16 protein-coding genes are annotated in these 19,307 nt (G+C 36.8%); 7 read left to right on the top strand and 9 right to left on the bottom strand.

Translation table 11 applies throughout. The features are described 5' to 3' along the window. Nucleotides 1-96 precede the first annotated feature (96 nt). Together H5084_RS10950 and H5084_RS10945 are read right to left on the bottom strand one after the other, a co-directional pair. A complete protein-coding gene (locus H5084_RS10950) occupies nucleotides 97-609 on the bottom strand; it encodes a protein disulfide oxidoreductase (protein WP_310735752.1) in 513 nt (170 codons plus the stop codon). A 1-nt stretch (nucleotide 610) separates the two neighbouring features. Continuing rightward, nucleotides 611-2,719 carry a protein-disulfide reductase DsbD gene (locus tag H5084_RS10945; protein WP_182690471.1) on the bottom strand — a complete coding sequence of 703 codons (2,109 nt, stop codon included), beginning with the start codon at nucleotides 2,717-2,719 and terminating at the stop codon, nucleotides 611-613. A gap of 402 nt (nucleotides 2,720-3,121) precedes the next feature. Between H5084_RS10945 and H5084_RS10940 the strand changes: the two genes are divergently transcribed. Both H5084_RS10940 and H5084_RS10935 read left to right on the top strand, forming a co-directional pair. After that, nucleotides 3,122-4,111, top strand: coding sequence for a 2-hydroxyacid dehydrogenase (locus tag H5084_RS10940; protein ID WP_028867814.1), 990 nt, complete (start codon nucleotides 3,122-3,124; stop codon nucleotides 4,109-4,111). Nucleotides 4,112-4,518: 407 nt separating this feature from the next. After that, nucleotides 4,519-5,085 carry a phosphoribosyltransferase gene (locus tag H5084_RS10935; protein ID WP_028867815.1) on the top strand — a complete coding sequence of 189 codons (567 nt, stop codon included), beginning with the start codon at nucleotides 4,519-4,521 and terminating at the stop codon, nucleotides 5,083-5,085. Between the two features lie 92 nt (nucleotides 5,086-5,177). Here H5084_RS10935 and H5084_RS10930 read toward each other — a convergent pair whose 3' ends face one another. The 5 genes from H5084_RS10930 to H5084_RS10910 form a co-directional block, all read right to left on the bottom strand. Beyond that, entirely contained in the window at nucleotides 5,178-5,780 is a 603-nt protein-coding gene (locus H5084_RS10930; RefSeq protein ID WP_182690470.1) for an ACP phosphodiesterase, read from the bottom strand. A gap of 93 nt (nucleotides 5,781-5,873) precedes the next feature. After that, nucleotides 5,874-6,734 carry a DMT family transporter gene (locus tag H5084_RS10925; protein WP_182690469.1) on the bottom strand — a complete coding sequence of 287 codons (861 nt, stop codon included), beginning with the start codon at nucleotides 6,732-6,734 and terminating at the stop codon, nucleotides 5,874-5,876. Between the two features lie 121 nt (nucleotides 6,735-6,855). Beyond that, nucleotides 6,856-7,347 carry a GNAT family N-acetyltransferase gene (locus tag H5084_RS10920; protein WP_028867817.1) on the bottom strand — a complete coding sequence of 164 codons (492 nt, stop codon included), beginning with the start codon at nucleotides 7,345-7,347 and terminating at the stop codon, nucleotides 6,856-6,858. 45 nt (nucleotides 7,348-7,392) lie between these two features. Next, nucleotides 7,393-8,178, bottom strand: coding sequence for a hypothetical protein (locus H5084_RS10915; RefSeq protein ID WP_182690468.1), 786 nt, complete (start codon nucleotides 8,176-8,178; stop codon nucleotides 7,393-7,395). Between the two features lie 90 nt (nucleotides 8,179-8,268). After that, complete coding sequence (locus H5084_RS10910; RefSeq protein WP_037070934.1) at nucleotides 8,269-8,883, bottom strand: helix-turn-helix domain-containing protein; 615 nt, start codon at nucleotides 8,881-8,883, stop codon at nucleotides 8,269-8,271. A gap of 70 nt (nucleotides 8,884-8,953) precedes the next feature. On the opposite strand from H5084_RS10910, the gene H5084_RS10905 reads away from it, so the two are divergent. Continuing rightward, complete coding sequence (locus H5084_RS10905) at nucleotides 8,954-10,135, top strand: benzoate/H(+) symporter BenE family transporter (protein WP_182690467.1); 1,182 nt, start codon at nucleotides 8,954-8,956, stop codon at nucleotides 10,133-10,135. Between the two features lie 580 nt (nucleotides 10,136-10,715). Here the strand turns inward: H5084_RS10905 and H5084_RS10900 are convergent. Together H5084_RS10900 and H5084_RS10895 are read right to left on the bottom strand one after the other, a co-directional pair. Then, nucleotides 10,716-10,883, bottom strand: a complete 168-nt coding sequence (locus H5084_RS10900; protein WP_182690466.1) for a hypothetical protein — start codon at nucleotides 10,881-10,883, stop codon at nucleotides 10,716-10,718. 39 nt (nucleotides 10,884-10,922) lie between these two features. After that, nucleotides 10,923-11,576: a hypothetical protein gene (locus tag H5084_RS10895; protein ID WP_182690465.1), complete on the bottom strand. Its 654-nt coding sequence runs from the start codon at nucleotides 11,574-11,576 to the stop codon at nucleotides 10,923-10,925. Nucleotides 11,577-12,825: 1,249 nt separating this feature from the next. On the opposite strand from H5084_RS10895, the gene H5084_RS10890 reads away from it, so the two are divergent. The 4 genes from H5084_RS10890 (at nucleotide 12,826) to H5084_RS10875 (ending at nucleotide 19,271) form a co-directional block, all read left to right on the top strand. After that, nucleotides 12,826-14,109, top strand: coding sequence for a sodium:proton antiporter (locus H5084_RS10890; RefSeq protein WP_182690464.1), 1,284 nt, complete (start codon nucleotides 12,826-12,828; stop codon nucleotides 14,107-14,109). 321 nt (nucleotides 14,110-14,430) lie between these two features. Beyond that, nucleotides 14,431-16,854, top strand: coding sequence for an HD domain-containing phosphohydrolase (locus H5084_RS10885; protein ID WP_182690463.1), 2,424 nt, complete (start codon nucleotides 14,431-14,433; stop codon nucleotides 16,852-16,854). Nucleotides 16,855-16,917: 63 nt separating this feature from the next. After that, nucleotides 16,918-18,708: an ABC transporter ATP-binding protein gene (locus H5084_RS10880; RefSeq protein WP_310735751.1), complete on the top strand. Its 1,791-nt coding sequence runs from the start codon at nucleotides 16,918-16,920 to the stop codon at nucleotides 18,706-18,708. A gap of 89 nt (nucleotides 18,709-18,797) precedes the next feature. Then, nucleotides 18,798-19,271: a GreA/GreB family elongation factor gene (locus H5084_RS10875; protein ID WP_182690462.1), complete on the top strand. Its 474-nt coding sequence runs from the start codon at nucleotides 18,798-18,800 to the stop codon at nucleotides 19,269-19,271. Nucleotides 19,272-19,307 lie beyond the last annotated feature (36 nt).

Below are 19,307 nucleotides of genomic sequence, written 5' to 3'. Positions count from 1 at the left end.
AACTTAAAACTTAAAACTTAAAACTAACATTAATTAATAACTGATTAATGTTAGTTTTTTATTATTTGAATCTAAGAAAGGCTGAATTTGAAAGGCTTAACTTAATAACATTCTCGCCCACATGCCAAAGGGGCTAGTAAACCCGGTTGTCACAGAAGTAATTTGCCCCTTATCTATCACCATCAAGGTTGACGTCAAACTAATCCCCCATGCGCGTCCAATTAATCCTGTAGCGTCATTAAGCACAGTAAAGTCATAATCTTTTGAACTCATGTATTGCTGAATACGCTTATCGTCGCCTGAGTTTAATGCAACGGTAACAACTTGCATATTGCCACTCACAAAATCAACTGAAGGTGAAACAGTGCTACAAACACTACACCAAGTTGCCCAGAAATAAACCAATACTGGCTTGTCTTGACTCATCGCTATTAAGTCGACTTGTTTTCCTTGGATACTCATTGCAACTAACTCAGGTGCTTTTCCTGAAACAATTGACTGAGCTCGCCAGAAGTCAGCTCCCCAACCCACCGCGAGTATAAAAAGCCCATACATTGTCACGGTTTTAAGTCGTGACAACCATGTTCTTTTGAGCTTCTTCTCTGTCACCCTATTGCCCTTTTGCTTGTTGCATAGCATTAATGACATCTTCGCTATTTAAAATGGTCGATAACTCAATACCGTTTGGCGCGGCAGGCCCATAAACAATATTAAAAGGTACACCATAGCGCCCAAATGATTGTAAATACGCAGTGACAGAGTCCGATCGCACAGTCCAATCTCCACTCATTGCGATCACTCCCCTTTCTTGTAATGCGCTATACACTGGATCTTGCAATAAAACCCCTATTTTATTAGCTTTACAAGTGACACACCATTTTGCAGTGACATCCACAAAAATAACGTTACCTTGATCAACCTGCTGTTGAATAACTTGTGCATCTAATGGCACCCAACTAATTTCATCCTGTAAAGGATTGGCCCAATGTTTAGCAGTTAAGCTCCCAACAATTAATACAACAGAAACGACCATCATAAAAATGCTGAAGATAATAAAAAAGATACGTTTACCATGCTTTTTAATAATCAAGACAGCCAATAAAAGCAATACTAACAATGCAACTAAAACAGTATAAAACACGCTAATAAAGCTACTTAGTAGGCTCACTAACCATAAACAAGTGGCTAAAATTAACACACCAAACACATTTTTAACTGTTCCCATCCATTTACCTGGTTTAGGCATTAATAATGCGATGCTAGGAAATAAAGCAATTAATAACCAAGGTAATGCCATCCCCATCCCTAAGGCGGTAAAGACTGCAAATAGCTGCCAAGCACTCGCGCCTAAGGCAAACGCTACCGCAGTCCCTAAGAAAGGGGCCGAACAAGGAGTCGCTAATAAGGTAGCAAACATACCTTGTAGATAGTGTCCAAGATAAGAGTTTCCACCTTTTTTCGCTAACCAAGTCTGCATCGAAGAAGGTAGTTGGATTTCAAATAAACCTAGCATATTGGCGGTAAACAAGGCAGTCACGATAATCATAAAAATAATAAAGTAAGGACTTTGGAATTGAATACCCCAACCTAATGCTTCACCTGACAACTTAAGAACGAGTAAGAAAGCAGCTAGCAGCCAAAAAGAGCTAATAATACCCGCACTAGAGGCTAAAAATTGTTTACGCACTTTTCCTCGTTGACTGGCTTCGACCCCTAACACGGAGCTTAGCTTCATACCTAATACCGGTAATACGCAGGGCATGATATTGAGAATTAACCCACCCAATAATGCAATCAAGAAAATCGATGCAATGGACTCTTCATTAGTTGAAATAATTTGCTTCCCTAATGTGGTCGCAACTTCAACAGCAACACTATCGTCTACCACCGTGATATTCACATTGGCATTACTTAAATCAACTTCTCCTCCCCAACTGCTTACGGCAAAAGTCGCAGTAACCTGTTTCTCAGACACTGAGATAGTAGGCTTAGAAAAAAACACATTGTCTAGTTCAGCGTCGCTACTATCAATGAAAAGATCGGGTTGCTGCCAACCTATTTGATGAGATAGCTGTACGACCACTTGTTGATTGAACTGATCCCAAGAACTAGTGATATGCGTAATATTCGCATTATTTTTTTGTGTATCAATGGCACTTTGGTCTACGAGGATAGGCACACTACTTACAGCCTGAGCATAAGCAAAAGCAATGTCTTCATTGATGCTCAATTGAGCCAAATCAAAACGCAGATCTACATTATAATCTGTTAATACACAAATTGTGGTACATGAAGCTAATGTCAGCGTCCCCTTTAAACGACTAGGTTGTTCGGGATCGTTAACAGTAATATGCAGAGGAAAGTGAATTTTATCTTTATACCCCACAGTCTCAACACCTAGTACAGGATAGCGTTTTGGAGTAGGCCAAGACCAGTCGAATGCTTTTATATTAGTCGATTCAGCTTCCCACTCAAAAGTAGGTGCAACGCCACCTTCACCAGGTGATCGCCAATAGGTTTTCCAATCTGGATCGAGATTTACATTTAACAATGCATTGGCTGTATTTTGTTGAGCTTGACCAGTGAGCTGTAAATTAACTTTGACAGGAAGATGATTAAGATTACTTATCCATCCTGTTTCAGGCGCCAGTGCTAATGCATTAATGGAAAAAATACAAAGAGAGAATAATAACAAAAAATAACGTTTAACAGTGGGCATGAATACTCCGAGAAAATACACAACACAACCTAATGATTCATTAAGTTAAAAGTTCGAGCAAAATTACATATTGGTTTATGGCTGACTTAAGCATAAAAGGTTCACTACCATGCTCCTAGTTGACCATAATAACGCTAAATTTATTGCACTTATTAGCAAATAATTAAATTCATTGAAATTAATAAGCTCGGCAACATCATTAATTAATATCGATACAGCCTTTCTTTATATGATCAGGCTGTTAGGTCGATTGGTATTACTTAAGCTTAGTGATAAAATGAGACGATGATCAAATATTTCTTTGTGAACTCAGTTCACCAATAAAACATTATGCATTGCTATCTTGGTTGCAGAAAACAACAACGCCATTCCAGCAATAGTATTTAATAGGGAGCCACCTTTATGAAAGTCGCCATGTTCAGTTCTCGCAGTTATGATATTCAACACTTTAAGCCATTAATTTCAGCTCCGATTAGCATCAACTTTTTCGATACTCAGCTCAACTTGCAAACCGTCGCGTTGGCTTCTGGCTTTGATGCTATTTGTGCTTTTGTAAATGATGATTTGAGTGAGCCGGTTTTAAAGCAATTGCATGCATTAGGTATTAAATATATTGCCATGCGCTGCGCAGGTTTTAATAACATCGATTTATTTTGTGCTAAATCCCTAGGATTCACGATTGTACGTGTTCCAGCATATTCTCCAGAAGCTGTTGCAGAACATGCTATCGCTTTATTAATGACACTTAACCGCCGAACACACAAAGCTTACCAACGTACGCGTGATGCTAATTTCTCTTTAGAGGGGCTAGTAGGCTTTAATTTACATGGTAAAACAATCGGTATTATCGGCACGGGTAAAATAGGGGTCGCCACCATGGCGATCTTTAAAGGTTTTGGTTGTCGTATATTAGCTTCAGACCCTTACCCATCAGAACATGCAACAGCATTAGGTGCAGAGTACGTTGACCTAAAGACTCTATTTTCAAATAGCGATGTGATCAGCTTGCATTGCCCATTAACCAGTGACAATAAACATTTATTAAATAAAGATACTTTTGCGTTGATGAAAGATGGTGTGACGATTATCAATACCAGTCGCGGTGGATTGTTAAATGCCCATGATGCTATTGAAGCTTTAAAATCAGGTCGTATTGGCGGTTTAGGCTTAGATGTATATGAAGAAGAAGAACATTTATTCTTTAATGATCATTCTAGTGAAATCATTACCGATGATATATTCCGACGTCTGTCTGCTTGCCATAATGTTATTTTTACCGGACACCAAGCATTTTTAACAAAAGAAGCACTCACTAGTATCGCTCAAACTACGCTCGATAATTTAAGAGATCTTGCTTCTGATATTACCAGTGTTAACCAAGTTAACGAATAAAAAATACAACTGCAGATAAACGCTACGCTGAAAATAGTTAATTATTCAATCTCGTCCATTTATCTGCACTTTTTACTGATTAAGAGCAATTCCATTAAAGATGAAATCAAATATGGGACAGGAAAAATAAATCAGTTTCATGTACAAGTGATAGATTTTAACCAATAAGATGGACCGGCTATTTAGCGGACTTAGTAGAGCATCAAATATCAGTACAATCGGTATTACTTGAGCTAAGATCAATAAACAACCTTCCACCAAATGGCATAATTTATTGTAAGTATCGCGTTAAATCCTAGAATCTACTTTAAAGTTACTTTCGATCATTATTTTTATTGAGCAAATTGTGCACGGAAGCCTTTTTTAGTTTAAACTGCGCGACTAAATTAATTCCAGAGGAAAATGATATGTCTGACAAAGTCTTTATCACTGCACAACAATTACTTGAAGACTCATTTCGTCTTGCTGCACAAGTATACGATAGCGGCTTTCGCCCGCAGTTTATTGTTGGTATTTGGCGTGGTGGTGCCCCAATTGGTATTGCAGTTCAAGAATTCTTTGACTACAAAAAAGTAGAAACAGATCATATCGCAGTACGTACTTCTTCTTATTATGGTATTGGTAAGCAAAGCAAAACCATTAAAGTACATGGTTTACATTACATCATTGAAAATGCCAATGCTGACGATGGTTTATTAATCGTTGATGATGTTTTTGACTCTGGCCGCAGTGTTGTTGCATTGACAGAAAAATTAAATGAGGTGATGCGTTTAAACATGCCACGTGATGTACGTATTGCAACACCTTATTACAAGCCTAAAAATAAAGCCGTTGACATGGTGCCGGATTATTATATTCATGAATCTGAAGAATGGTTAGTTTTTCCACATGAAGTATCGGGTTTATCAATTGAAGAGATCACTGAAGGTAAAGGTGACTTCCAAAATATTAAGCATTTATTTACTGAAAAATAAAATAACTTTATTAGTTAATAAATGAACAAAAGGAGACTATTTAGTCTCCTTTTGTGTTTATTCCAAGCTCTATTGTAAGATCCTCAATGCTGTTAATTTCGATAATCAGCCACAAACTCATCACTCGCTTGCAAAACATGTGCATATAATTCAAAGAAAATATCACTGAGTTGGTTGTAATGTTCATTTAAAATTTTGCCCGTCTCAGCTAAAGGAGCCATTCGTTCACTGCGTGTTGCCATACGTTGTAAGGCATAGTCAATATTAGAAATTTTTTGATACGACTCAAGCCATTTATCTTGCCAAACCCAATGATTAACACGGCAAAACCGTTCCGGTAGCGATACGTCTTTAATATTTGTTTCTTTAATAATATTTTGCTCTGCCAATTGGCAAAATTCAGCTAAAGATAAAGCATGGAAAGTCGACCAATATCGAGCCAGGAAATGGTCCCAAAACATATCTAATGCAATGGGGGCATATCGACGCAATGATTGAGGAAATAACAATTTGGCAGCAAGTACTTGGGTATGTTTGTCTGTAAAACTATCAACATAACGATGCAATCTAATCCCCTCAACAATCTCTTTAGGGAACAAGCCTTCAGGATTTCCTTTGACAAAATCTCCTAGGAAATTACCACTAAAACTGGTATTCGTAACCTCTGCGATATGCAGATGAGCCAGATAATTCATAGAAATCTATCCCTTAAAAAGATGTAAACACCAACTACCATTTACATGCGAACAGAATATTTACTCACTAGCATATAAGGTTAGGTTAACATGTTATACGTAAGCATGGCGTTTGCTGATTAGAATGCCAATAAAGACAACAGCAATACTCGCCCACTGCCAAACAGTTAATATTTCATTCAATAATAGTGCAGACAATAACAATGCAAAAATAGGAACTAAATTAGAATAAGCAGCAGCGGTTAATACCGAAGATCGTGCCAATGCATAGTTATACATGCCATAGGCGCCTAAAGTCACTGCAGAGCCTAAATAAAGAATATTTAATAACGCATTAACATCATGTTTTACCGGCAACTCAATGAATAATAAAAACGGAGCGAAGAACAGCGTACCAGATAAACCTTGTAAAGCGATTAAAGACAACGCTGAATATCGATTCAATAAGTGTTTCATGCTAACAACATAAAATGCAGCACACACTATCGCAATAAATTCTAAGGTATTACCTAATAAAGGATTAGGGGCATGATCTGTATTAGGCGAAACGAGGCTCAATAAAATACTGCCCGTAATACACAATCCAAATCCGATGATAATTTGCTTACTGAGCTTTTCTTGGATCAGAAAAAAAGCAAAAAAAGCGACCATTAAAGGTAAGCATGAAACGATAATACCGGCTTGCGAGGCAGAGGTATATTGCATGGCATAACCTTCAAACAAAAAATATAAGCAAGGTTCTGCTAAAGACATCATTAATAACCACTTCCAGTCACCTTGTTGATACTTAAAGCGTTTAATCCAAGGCTTTAAACAAAAGCAAATGAGGAGAGTAATTAACATCCGCAAAAATATAACAAAGGAAGGTGGATAAATATCAATTGCCGCTTTCAAAGCAACAAATGAGCTACCCCATAAAAAGGTAGCGATTAAAAAGCATAAACCCGCTGGCATAGTTCGCCTCTAAAAAAGTAGGCATCCTACCACCAGTGTATTTCAGCTACTATAGTAATTTTTATAGGCATAATGCTGCGATCAAAAATTAAAGTCTATTAATGACTTTCTATCACGGCACCTACTCCTGTTTTTGTTGATATAAAGCTAATCCTCTTGCCTTATAATTAGCCAGTGCACTTGGATGATCTAAACTACAGGTATGAACCCAAACACGCTTTGCATGGCATACTGTCCAAGCCTGCTGAATAGCATAAGTTAATAAATATCCACCAAAACCTTGGCCGATAAATTCAGGTGCTAACCCAAAATATTTAATCTCTACTGCTTGCTGTTCGCCTATCTCAAGCTCAAAATATCCAACAATACTACCTTGATAATAAGCGACCCAAGTACGTAATTCCTCACGTTCAGCATAAGCTTTCCAAGTTTGTTCTGTATCATTAAGCTTATCGAACCATTGCCATTGCTCACCCACGAATGAATATAAAAACCGGTTAACACGATAATTCTTAATTTCTGCTTCGGTAATGGTTAGTCCAGGAATTGGCTGTTTGGGTTTAAGCTGCTTCGCCTGCTTCATTTCTAAATAATAAATACTAACCTTTGTCATTCTGTACCTTCTGCAAATTCATAGAGTATTAGGGTCTGTTGAGCTTTAACGTGCGATTAAAAGCGCGCGTTTATATAACTTTTCGAAACCTTTATTAGTAAAAACAAAAGCATCCTGTGTAGCATAAGGGCTTAACTTTATTTCAGACTCTTGGATAAACTGTTCTAGCACAAAATCGTTACCCGCTTCAGTCTCTGCAAAAAAAGTTAATACATCACCGTTACACTGTTGTTTGAACTTTACCAAGGTCCCATTAAGGTACATCGGAAAACTTTTATTATCTTTTAACGATTCATCTTCGCAAGCTAGCTTATCCGTAGCTTGAAAAAAGACACTGAGCTTCTTATGCTGCCCTCGACCTAACAACGCCATAAGCGAACCGACTGTTAGCTCTTTATTACTGATTATCTTTCTCTCTTTATCAATATACCAACCTTCAGCACCCTCAGTTTTTAGCTGCAGTTCACTGCTTTCTAAATATTTTGGCATATCATCGACATAAATATCGACAACCCTTGCAAAATTTTTCCAACGGTCTTGTGTTGGCAAATAATAATAAGCAAGATCAATGGCTTGGCCATTAATCACTAATTCCCATAAACCTTTATAATGCGCATCCTGTATTGCTACTGTGTCGATCAACACGTTCTGCGGTAATTGGTCACCACAGGGTTTACAGAACTTTTTAATAAGATGAATATTCTCGTCTTTTAAAAACTGTAACGCTAGCGTTGCTTCTTTTTGGCTCACGCGTTGCGCTTGGTCAGCCTGCACAACGATGCACATACTTAGCCCGATACAAATAATCAATAATTGTTTTACTATATTCATTGCCAATTAATTCCTGATTTTTTACAAAATAGACAACCCATTTTTGATATTGAAAAACCTGTCAACACCGATTATAAATTTAACACTAAGTCACTTAGGATAATGAATAATATTAAGAAAACGCAGCGGAATATCACCAATATTACGATATATATGTACTTTATCCGCACAAAACTTCGCTTTATCACCGACTTTCAATGTTGTCCATTTCTGATCCACAAAATACTGCATGGTACCGGTTGTCACAATAATGTGTTCGATAACACCTAGCTGATGTGGGGCAGATTGTTGTTGGTGACCGACAGCAAAAGTTAATTCAAAAACTTCTATTCCAGTATCCATATCATAAGTAAATACAGTATTAATACTAATACTTTTATCTTGGGTAAAGTTTTCAACCAATGTATTAATAGGCTTATTTAATTGCTTAGCATTTCCGATATACTCATAACTGTCTTGTGCATCAATATCATGGTTAACAGCGACTAAGCTTTCCTGTTGCAAGAAGTAAGATAATGGCAAAGAAAACCCTGTTGCGATCTTCCATAGTTTAGCCACTGTTGGGCTAGATTCTCCTCGCTCAATTTGTCCTAACATCGCTTTAGAGACTCCGCAGACTTGGCTTGTTTTTTCTAAGCTCCACGCTTTTTCTGCACGAATTTTTTTTAATTGTGCAGCTACTGTTTTATTAATTATGTTCGACATATTTTCCTTGTGCGTTATAACGGTCAATGTTAACTTGAAGATTAATACGTTATAACGCACAGGGTATATTATGAAAATAGTTTGGCAACCCATCAATACAATAATTGCAGCGATGAGTGCAGGTTTAATGGCCGTGATTGTTGGGTTTTCTAGCTCAGTGGCATTGATATATCAATCGGTGATTAATTTAGGGGGAGATGCTAACTTAGTCGCGAGCTGGTTTTTAGCACTTGGTGTCAGTATGGGGAGCTTGAGTATGCTCCTATCATGGCATTACCGAGTTCCTATTTTAATTGCTTGGTCGACACCTGGAGCGGCCTTGTTAATTGCTAATGTACAAGGGTTTACACTTAATCAAGCTATTGCAGGCTTTATCGTTAGTGCTGTTTTGCTCTGTCTTTTCCCGTTATTGGTTCCTTTAGATAAATTGTTTAAATGGTTACCCTCACAACTAGCTTCCGCTATGTTGGCCGGTATTTTACTGTCTTTTGGTTTTGCAGTTTTTGAGCAAATCAACTTACAGCCGAACTTGATTATTGCCATGTTGTTTAGTTATCTATTAGCTAAGCGCTTTGTACCTCAGTGGACACTGCTAATCGTCACCTTGGTTGCCATTATTCTCGCCTGGCAATTGCAGCTTATTGAAAATAAAACCATTGAATGGCAGTGGAGTGAATGGCAATTTATTCAACCTGATTTTTCATGGTCAGTAGTGGTTGCTATTAGTTTGCCATTATTTATTGTTACAACGGCGGCTCAAAATTTACCAGGCATTGCAATGTTACATAGTTTTGGATATCGACCTCCGCTCAAATCTATTTTGTCTATTAGCGGATTAATTAATATCATTGCCGCTCCTTTTGGCGGCTATGCGCTTAACTTAGCAGCAATTAGTGCTTCGCTATGTATGGTTGAAGAAGTTAATCAAGATCCACAAAAACGCTATTGGGCAAGCTTCTGGGCTGGTATTTTTTATATAGTGTTAGGCTTATTTGCAGCTTATATTATGGCGTGGTTTGCATTATTGCCGAGCTCACTGATCCTTGCTTTAGCAGGCATCGCTTTATTTGGCACCATCACACATAGCTTGCAACAAAGTATCAATAGCGAGCACAAATACATTAATGAAGCCGCCACTTTTACGTTATTAATCACCGCATCCCCTATTTCATTGTGGGGTTTAAGTTCGGTTATTTGGGGGCTATTGGGTGGAATTTTAGTATTATTAATGAATAAAATTAGACGAGCATGATCAGCTATTGAACGGCATTGGGTTATTTACGTGATGCTTGGCTCAGTAAATTACGTGGTGTAATTTGGGTGTCACAAAACTTACTTTTGCTCCTGTTTTATGGTGAATTAGTAGCCCTAAATGACCTTTTCCCGCACACCACTCCAAAATCGGTAATGAGCATTTTATAGTGTTAGGAAAGCAATCTACCTGCGTCCAATTTTTACCTTTAATGCCTTGCTTAAACCGACATAGAATATCGTCATCAAAATGATCGCTTAGCTTGTTTAATTCAAACAAACTAGCTTCTAAATTCAATAACTCAGGAATGGCTTGCTTTAATAGCGAGTACAGTAGAGTAGTTATTTTTGGTAAGCAGCTAATTGGCCGTCATCAAGACTTTGTAACAACTCAGTGAGCTCTGTAGTGCCATTGAAGGTGAGGTATTCACTCAAAACAAACAAAATTGTATTGCCAATATTGCATAAACAGAGTTAAATAAAGATCTATTTTATTAAAACAATCAATTAATGAATAATTGCTTGCTAAGTCATTACTTAATAAGCAATCACTTAACAATATTTCTTCTACTTGCTTACCATCACGGGCAGTCATTTTTCTTTTTATCTAATGAACAGGCTTTCAATTCAGTTTTGTCTTTTTCATCGATATCATCGTTTGTTAATGGGTCACTGCAACAACTACTCAAATGCACAGCCTCTAACCATTGCTGTAGCTCTTCTTCAGTAGGTTTCTTTTTATCACTCATGTGCGCATTACCTTTTAAGTTGAATGAACAATAAGATATTCAAATGCCGATACTATCTAATATTTCCAAAAATACATCTTCTCGCGTTTTAGCGGTTAAGTTGGGGTACAGCCGACACAAGCGAATGGCTTGGCTGAATTTATTTTTTCCTAACACACTAAGTACTCGTGTGAATAATGTTTCATCTAGAAAGAATGTTTTAACGGCATGATTTACTGCATCATCTAATGAAACATAAATAACTCCGTCAAACTCAAAACTATCGTTATCACTATTCGCTTCTAATGGCGTGTTATTAATGATCAGCGGCCAACCTTGGTAATTAATACGAGCTTGCATCATTTCAAACATTGGCCATGCACTGCGTTTAAAGCCTTCGAACGCACTTCCCTCTAATTCAGACTCTTCAAGCTCTTTTTTTGTCCAATTCGACCCAATACTTAATACTTTTTGGTGTTTGCTAGTAAGCGCTTGTTTTATTGCATCGCGATAGCTGTAAATGGAAGGGAAAGCCGAACGTTTAACAATGTTTGCACACTCTTTACAACTTGGCAGACTGAGAGGCTGATGGTCTAAAATATTAATTTCATAATCATGCTTAGGAAACTTAATTTTTTTATCACTTGGCTCGCCGCAAAACCAACAAGTATTTCGAAAATTAAAAGGAATTTCTACCGCGGCAAAAGTGCTCATATTAAGATCTCTCAAAAATGACTTAGAGTACGTTTAGAATGGCTATTAATCAATGGAAAAAATGATTCAGGAAATAGCTAATAGAGGCGGCAAACAATGCATGGATCATCTAAAAATAGGAATGAGTATAAAATTAATCACGATGAAAGGTTAAAGTTAACAAGAAGAAAAACAGGTTATTTACCGCTTGTAAATCACTGATATATAAAGATTAACAGGGTCCATTTAACAGGTTATAGAAACAGGAAAGGGCAGCCTAAGCTGCCCTAATTTTAGTCACACTATCAAATCCGTGATAGAAATTGCTCCATGCAATACATCCCTTTGACTACTGCCATACTAGGCGTCCACTTCCCAAATCCTTTGGTTTCTTCCTTGCTTATATCCATATACGATAAACATCCGGTTTATCAATCCAGTATCCTACTGGTTTCATCCTTGATACATCCTTATTTAATAAACATCCTGTTTATTAACAGCTCCCTTTCCCTGGAAGGTGTCCCTATTACATCCTGTAATGTCGTCCTTGCTTTTCCATAACGATAAACATCCGGTTTATCTCACTCCAATCCTTGAAGTTTCCTTTCATCATCCTGATACGATAAATAATCCTTATTCACCGTGTTACAACATCCTGTTGTATCCTGCTATCCGTATCGAGTCTACATCCTGTAAACTATCTACGTCCTTGTTTGCGGAATAGATAATACTGCGCATCGTAGTGATAAAAAGAACTTAAACATCAACAGTTAATCAAACATATACATAAAAAATAATTATATACATATAGATCAGTCTCTTAACTTGAAAACGCATTTTGAAAATGTATTAAATAAGCCAATCAAAGTGAGGATCTATTACGACTACAATGGTCGATCTCGCACAAAACTAAATTAACCGCATCATCACCCTTAAACCTAGGGGACAATAATCTTGATAGCGGTCACATTCATACTCACAGCGAGATTAAATTCGCTTCCATTAGCGCGCTAGCTTTCTAGCAAGCATTGATTTTTCAGATTAAATTTTAGTTAAAAAGATCAATTCATCAGAGAGAAAGTCGTTATTGGAAGACCAAAAAATAGCGAATTTTAAGGTAAAATCTAATCGCTCTCTATCATGAAAAACACCAAGCAATAGGTAGTTCTGATACTGATATTTATTCAAAATATAAAATAATGAACTAAGCATAGTATTTGCTACTGATTCGCATTATATTTATGCCTTTATTTCTACCCTGGGTTATTTTATGTCTGTTTACGCCACTTTATGCTTCCTCGCCGCCGCTGCAATGTTGATTGCATTTGTTAATAGTAAATTAGGTAAATGGCAAACAACCATTGCGATTACTGCAGGTTCATTACTTTTTTCTTTATTAATCGTAGTTGCAGGTAAAAATGGGTTTACACAATTACAAGATACCGCCATTACACAACTTGCAAAATTAGATTTTGAGCACTTTCTATTAAATGGGTTATTAGGTTTTTTACTATTTGCGGGCGGCTTGGGTATTAAATTGGAAAGCTTAAAAGACCAGAAATGGGAGATTACTGCTTTAGCTTTAGGGGCAACGTTGTTTTCAACTTTCTTTATTGGCTTTACTCTGTATTTTATTTGCCAATTAATCGGTATTCCTTTTGACCTTATTTACTGTCTACTGTTTGGTTCGCTGATTTCACCTACGGACCCGATTGCCGTATTAGCTATTGTAAAGAAACTCGATGCACCGCAACGTATATCGACTCAAATTGAAGGTGAGTCTTTATTTAATGACGGCTTTGGTTTAGTTATTTTTGTTACCTTATTTAGTATTGCATTTTCTGGTCAGCCAATATCCATAGAAAGTGTTTCAATGATGTTTTTACATGAGGCGATTGGCGGTATTGTGTATGGTTTTGCGCTTGGCTTACTATTTCATTATTTAATTAGTGCCACTAATGACCATGCTATGGAATTATTGTTAACAATTGGTGTCCCTACTGCTGGATATGTATTTGGCCAAATGATCGGAGTATCGGGTCCACTCGCCATGGTTGTCGCTGGCATCATGATTGGCAATTGGACTAGAAAAAATGGTTTCTCTAAAGAGAGTAAAGCACAACTCGATCACTTTTGGGAACTCGTCGATGAATTTTTAAACGGCATATTATTCTTGTTAATTGGCTTAAGCATGTTGGAATTTAGCTTCCATGGTGAAGATTGGATCATCATGCTTATTACTATCCCGTTAGTATTATTAGCGCGTTATTTAAGCGTTCGTTTATGTTATGTAGGTTTTAATCAATTTCGTAGTTACAACCCATATTCAGTGATTATTTTAACCTGGGGTGGTTTACGAGGCGGATTAGCATTAGCTATGGCGATGGCTATTCCAGCTGGCGTTTGGGTTTTACCAGAGAAACAAATTGATGTGCGTGAGATTATTTTGGTGATCACATACGGTGTTGTATTATTTTCAATTCTTGTACAAGGCTCGAGTATTGTGCCATTAATTAACAAAGCAAAAGAATGGCAAAATACGCATCAACGATAGTTAATCACAATGAAATAAAGTGACCATAAAACAAGACTAGCGGGCAAATAAAAATAAGCCTGTTAGTCTTGTTAACAAACTGTATTTGACTGCTAACCATTAAAATTGGTTAGTTAATCCGATTGCAATGGTTCAAGTCATTATTTTACCGATCTCTGCAACATTAAAACGTCTTAAAAATCCTCAAAATATCAATTAACATCTTGATATTACAAGCGACTAAATAACTTCTAATAGATATTAATACACATCAGAGCAAAAATATAAAATAAACCAACAGTCTAACAATATGGACTTATGTATTAACAATCAGGATGAATTATGTCTAAAGCTTCGCAAAAACCGATGCGCTCTATCCGTACCCTCGTCATTAAAGTATCCATCTTTATATTTGTACTGGCGATCTCTATTACACTTGCTTTGCAATATTACTTTAGCCAATCGACCCTACAAAAATCGACCGAACTGTTATATCGAACAGAAGCGAATAGGATCAGCAAATACATTGAACAACAGAATTCAAAGGCAATCAGCGACAGCTTGCTATTAGCCAATTTCACTCACTTAACTGAGGATAAAAAAATCACACCACAAGCACTACAGATACTGACCAAGTTAATGCACAACAACTCTGGTTACCATAGTATCTCTTTTGGTTTTGATAATGGCAATATGCAGCAGCTTGTTGATTTAAATACGACATACAACGATCCTGCATCACAAAGTGTGGCGTCAGACAGGTGGCTTTTAATTTCAATTAATGGGCAGCAAGAGCAACGTATTCGAACATTTTATTACTTTGATCATTCCTTTAATTTACGTAAGCAATATCAGGAAGAAACTAATTATGATTTAACACTGCAGCCTTGGTTTCAGGATGCAATCATGAACTCGGTAAAAAAATCAAAACCTTACTTCTTCCCATATGCTAATACTTTTGGCCAAACCTACTCGATAAAGGTGCCTGAAACTAATATAGTATTAGGTATAAACATCACTTTAAATACCTTGTCTGAAACTTTACCAAAAGATCAAAAAAGTAGTAAAAACAAGCTCAATAGCTTATTCCATGAAGCTTATATTGTTACCCAATCGGGTCAATTAATAGCATCAAATCAGGCTAATAAAGCATTTAGTAATGGCCATCAATTACCTACAGCTCCCTACCCTGCATTAATACCGTTAATACAACAAAAACAGCAGTTTAATCAACTTATACTGATCACTTTGAATCAACAACCCTATTATGTTTATATCACTCCTATCAACAACATAAATGGTCTGAATAAATATTTAGCATTAGTTATCCCTAAACAGCAATTAATGGCTGAGAACACACAGCAACTAATAATGATTCTGTTGCTAAGCCTACTGTGCTTACTATTATTGTTACCCTTTCTATGGCTATTTTCTTCATCAATTATTAATCCATTGAATGCGTTACAGCAAAATATTGAAAAAGTGAAAATGCGTCGCTTTAAACAATTAACAGCAAGTACCAGCAACATCAGTGAAATACAAAATTTAGATCGGTCACTGCTTGAGATGAGCCTCTCTATTGAAACTTATCAAACTGAGCAGAAGCAATTGATGGAGTCTTTTATTAAGCTCATTGCACAAGCCATTGATGAAAAATCACCTTATACAGCGGGACATTGCAATCGAGTACCTGAGCTTGGTTTAATGCTCGCAAAAGCGGCACAAGCCTCTAACTTAGGACCCTTTACAGACTTTAAATTTGAAAATGAAGATCAACAGCAAGAATTCAATCTAGCGGCTTGGTTACATGACTTAGGTAAGATAACCACACCTGAACATATCATTAATAAAGGCACTAAATTAGAAGCAAATTATAATCGAATTCATGAAATACGGATGCGCTTTGAAGTGTTATGGCGCGATGCAGAGATCACTTATTATCAACAAAGCAGAGCGCACCCTGAACAAAATAAGCCACTCAAAGAAGCATTAATAAAACAGCAACTGCAATTAATGCGAGATTTTGAGTTTATCGCTAAAGCAAATATTGGCGATACCTTTATGGTGCCGCAAGATACTTTACGCTTACAAAAAATTGCAGAGCAAACCTGGTTACGCTATTTTGATGATAGATTAGGTTTATCCTTGATTGAAGAGCTTAACTTAACCGGTAAAAAACAAAAATTACCAGTGACAGAAAAATTATTAAGCGATAAAAGCGAACATATTATCAAGCGAGATAATCAACTTGAATTTGACCCCAAGTTTGCAATAAAAATGCAAGTTCCTGAGCACCTTTATAATTTAGGTGAGTTATATAATTTATCCATTAGCTGCGGTACGTTGACCGTGGAAGATAGATTTAAAATCAATCAAAACGTAGCCAGCACAATTAAAATATTAGACAGCCTTCATTTTCCGCCTGAGCTTGCTAATGTACCTCGTTACGCCTCCACACACTCAGAAAATCTAAAAGGAACTGGTTATCCTCGTCAGCTAAGCGCCAAGGATTTATCAATTCCTGAACGTATTTTAGTGATTGCCGATATTTTTGAAGCGTTAACAACAACCGACAGACCTTATAAAAAAGCCAAACCCCTCAGTGTTGCCATTGATATTTTATATAACATGGCATTGCAACAAGATGTTGATATGGATATTTTTAAACTATTTTTAAGCAGCGGTATTTATTTGCAATATGCGAATAAATTTTTAGATACAAAACAGATTGATACAGTGAATATTGAGCAGTATATTGATGAATAAAGCGGTTAATATAGCGATCAATGCAACGAACATTTCTGCTCATAAACTAGTAGGGTTATCAATGTGAATATAACATCTACAATAGATTGGCCTTGGTTAATAAAACAAGCTAAACAACATAAAAAACGTCTTATTATCGCAAACATAATTGCTATTTTAGCGACCTTAATTAGTGTGCCTATCCCCCTATTAATGCCGCTAATGGTAGATGAAATATTATTAAAACAACCCGCCTCTGGTGTTGCCTTAATGAACCAATTTTTACCTACAAATTGGCAACAACCTGCAAGCTATATCATGGCTATTTTTTTTGCAGTTATTGTAATGCGCACCATTAGCCAGTTATTGAATATTTTGCAAAGCCGCCAATTTACACTCGTCTCTAAAACTATTACTTGTGAAATTCGACAGCAATTATTAGATAAGATAGGAAGAATTAGCATTCGCCAATATGAAACACGTGGTAGTGGCGGCATTAACTCACATTTAATCACAGATATTGAAACCATTGATAAATTTCTAGGCAGCACATTAAGTCGCTTTATTGTCAGCTTATTAACCGTTATTGGCACTGCAATTATTTTATTATGGATTGATTGGCGTTTAGGGCTTTTTATCTTATTGATAAATCCACTGGTAGTTTATTGCTCTCGAAAATTAGGCGCACAAGTTAAACATTTGAAAAAACTTGAAAATCAAACTTTTGAAGCATTTCAAAACCGTTTAATTGAAACGCTTGATGGCATTTATCAATTACGAGCCTCTAATCGTGAAAAAGATTTTTTACATCAACTAAAACAGCAAGCGAACAATATTCGCTATAGTGCAGATAAATATGCATGGAAAAGTGAAGCGGCAAGTCGTTTCTCATTTTTACTGTTTTTATTAGGTTTCGAGTTATTTCGGGCTGTCGCGATGTTAATGGTATTGTTTAGTGATTTAACCATTGGACAAATGTTCGCGGTATTTGGCTATCTCTGGTTTATGCTCTCCCCCGTTCAAGAGTTGCTCAATATACAGTTTTCTTGGTTCAGCGCCGCAGCAGCTTTGAAACGAATCAATACTTTAATGCTCATTGAAGAGGATCAACGACCGGTCAGCAAAGTAAACCCTTTCCTTAAAAAACAGGCAACAGAAGTGATCATTGAAAATGTTGACTTTGCATATGACAACGAACAACAAATATTAAATAATCTAAGTTTAACTATTCCTGCAGGTAAAAAAATTGCCTTAGTGGGTGCAAGCGGAAGCGGAAAATCTACACTTATTCAGCTATTAATTGGTGTTTATCAACCTAATAACGGCCATATTCTATTCAATGGAGAAGATAGCAGTGACATTGGTTTCGATATCATTCGCGATAATATATCAGTGGTATTACAACAACCTGTATTATTTAACGATACGCTGCGTCACAATTTATCATTAGGTCTAACCTATAGTGATCAACAACTATGGCATGCTTTAGATATCGCACAACTAAGTGACCTTAAAACTCAGCTTACAGAGGGTCTCGATACCCCACTAGGACGACAAGGATTACGTTTATCAGGGGGACAACGGCAACGTGTTGCTATTGCAAGAATGGTATTAACAGATCCTCAATTAGTGATTTTAGATGAAGCAACCTCGGCATTAGATACACAAACAGAAGCAGCATTACACTGTGCTTTAAGTGATTTTCTGGTGAACCGAACAACCTTGATCGTTGCGCACAGATTATCCGCCGTCAAGCAAGCCGATACTATTTTTGTATTAGAAGAAGGACAAGTCAGCCAATCTGGGACACATCAAGATTTATTAGTTGAAGAAGGTTTATATCAAACATTATACGGGGCTGCGCAAAGTCATTAAGCAGTTATTTCAATTGCAACTTGATCCTATACAAGTAGTTACTAATAATGCGCCCTATCAGCAAACCTACAGTCTGGCAGCAAAATAATATGAATAAAGTACAATTACACCAACAGTTAATGAAGCATCTACAACAGCTTTTAAATAATGCCAAGTTAGCAGCAAAGCAAGCACATGAAGCCGCCACCAGTGAAGAAAATATTGCCGAGAGTAGATATGATACATTAGCGATAGAAGCTGCCTATTTAGCACAGGGGCAATCACAACGAGTTATACAATGCCAAGCGGATCTCGATGCCTGCATTAATTTACCCACCAGTAAGTCAACCATTGGTGAAATAGGCGCTTTAATAGTGCTGGTCGATGAGCAAAAACAAGCTAAATATTTATTGATATGCCCCGTTGCAGGCGGTATGAAATTAAAATGGGATCAACATACCGTGTTGGTTATTACTCCTCAATCTCCAATGGGCCGAGCATTATTTAATCAACAGTTAGACGATGAAGTTGCCATCACCATTGCAGATAAAAAACAACATTATGAAATATTACAGATCATTTAACCTTTTAATGCATGATGAGAAAATGTTGAATTAACA

Source organism: Psychromonas sp. SR45-3 (genome assembly GCF_014163575.1).
Classification (GTDB): Bacteria; Pseudomonadota; Gammaproteobacteria; order Enterobacterales; family Psychromonadaceae; genus Psychromonas; species Psychromonas arctica.
Note: the sequence above shows the minus strand (reverse complement) of the source record. Positions and strands in the feature narration are given on the sequence as shown.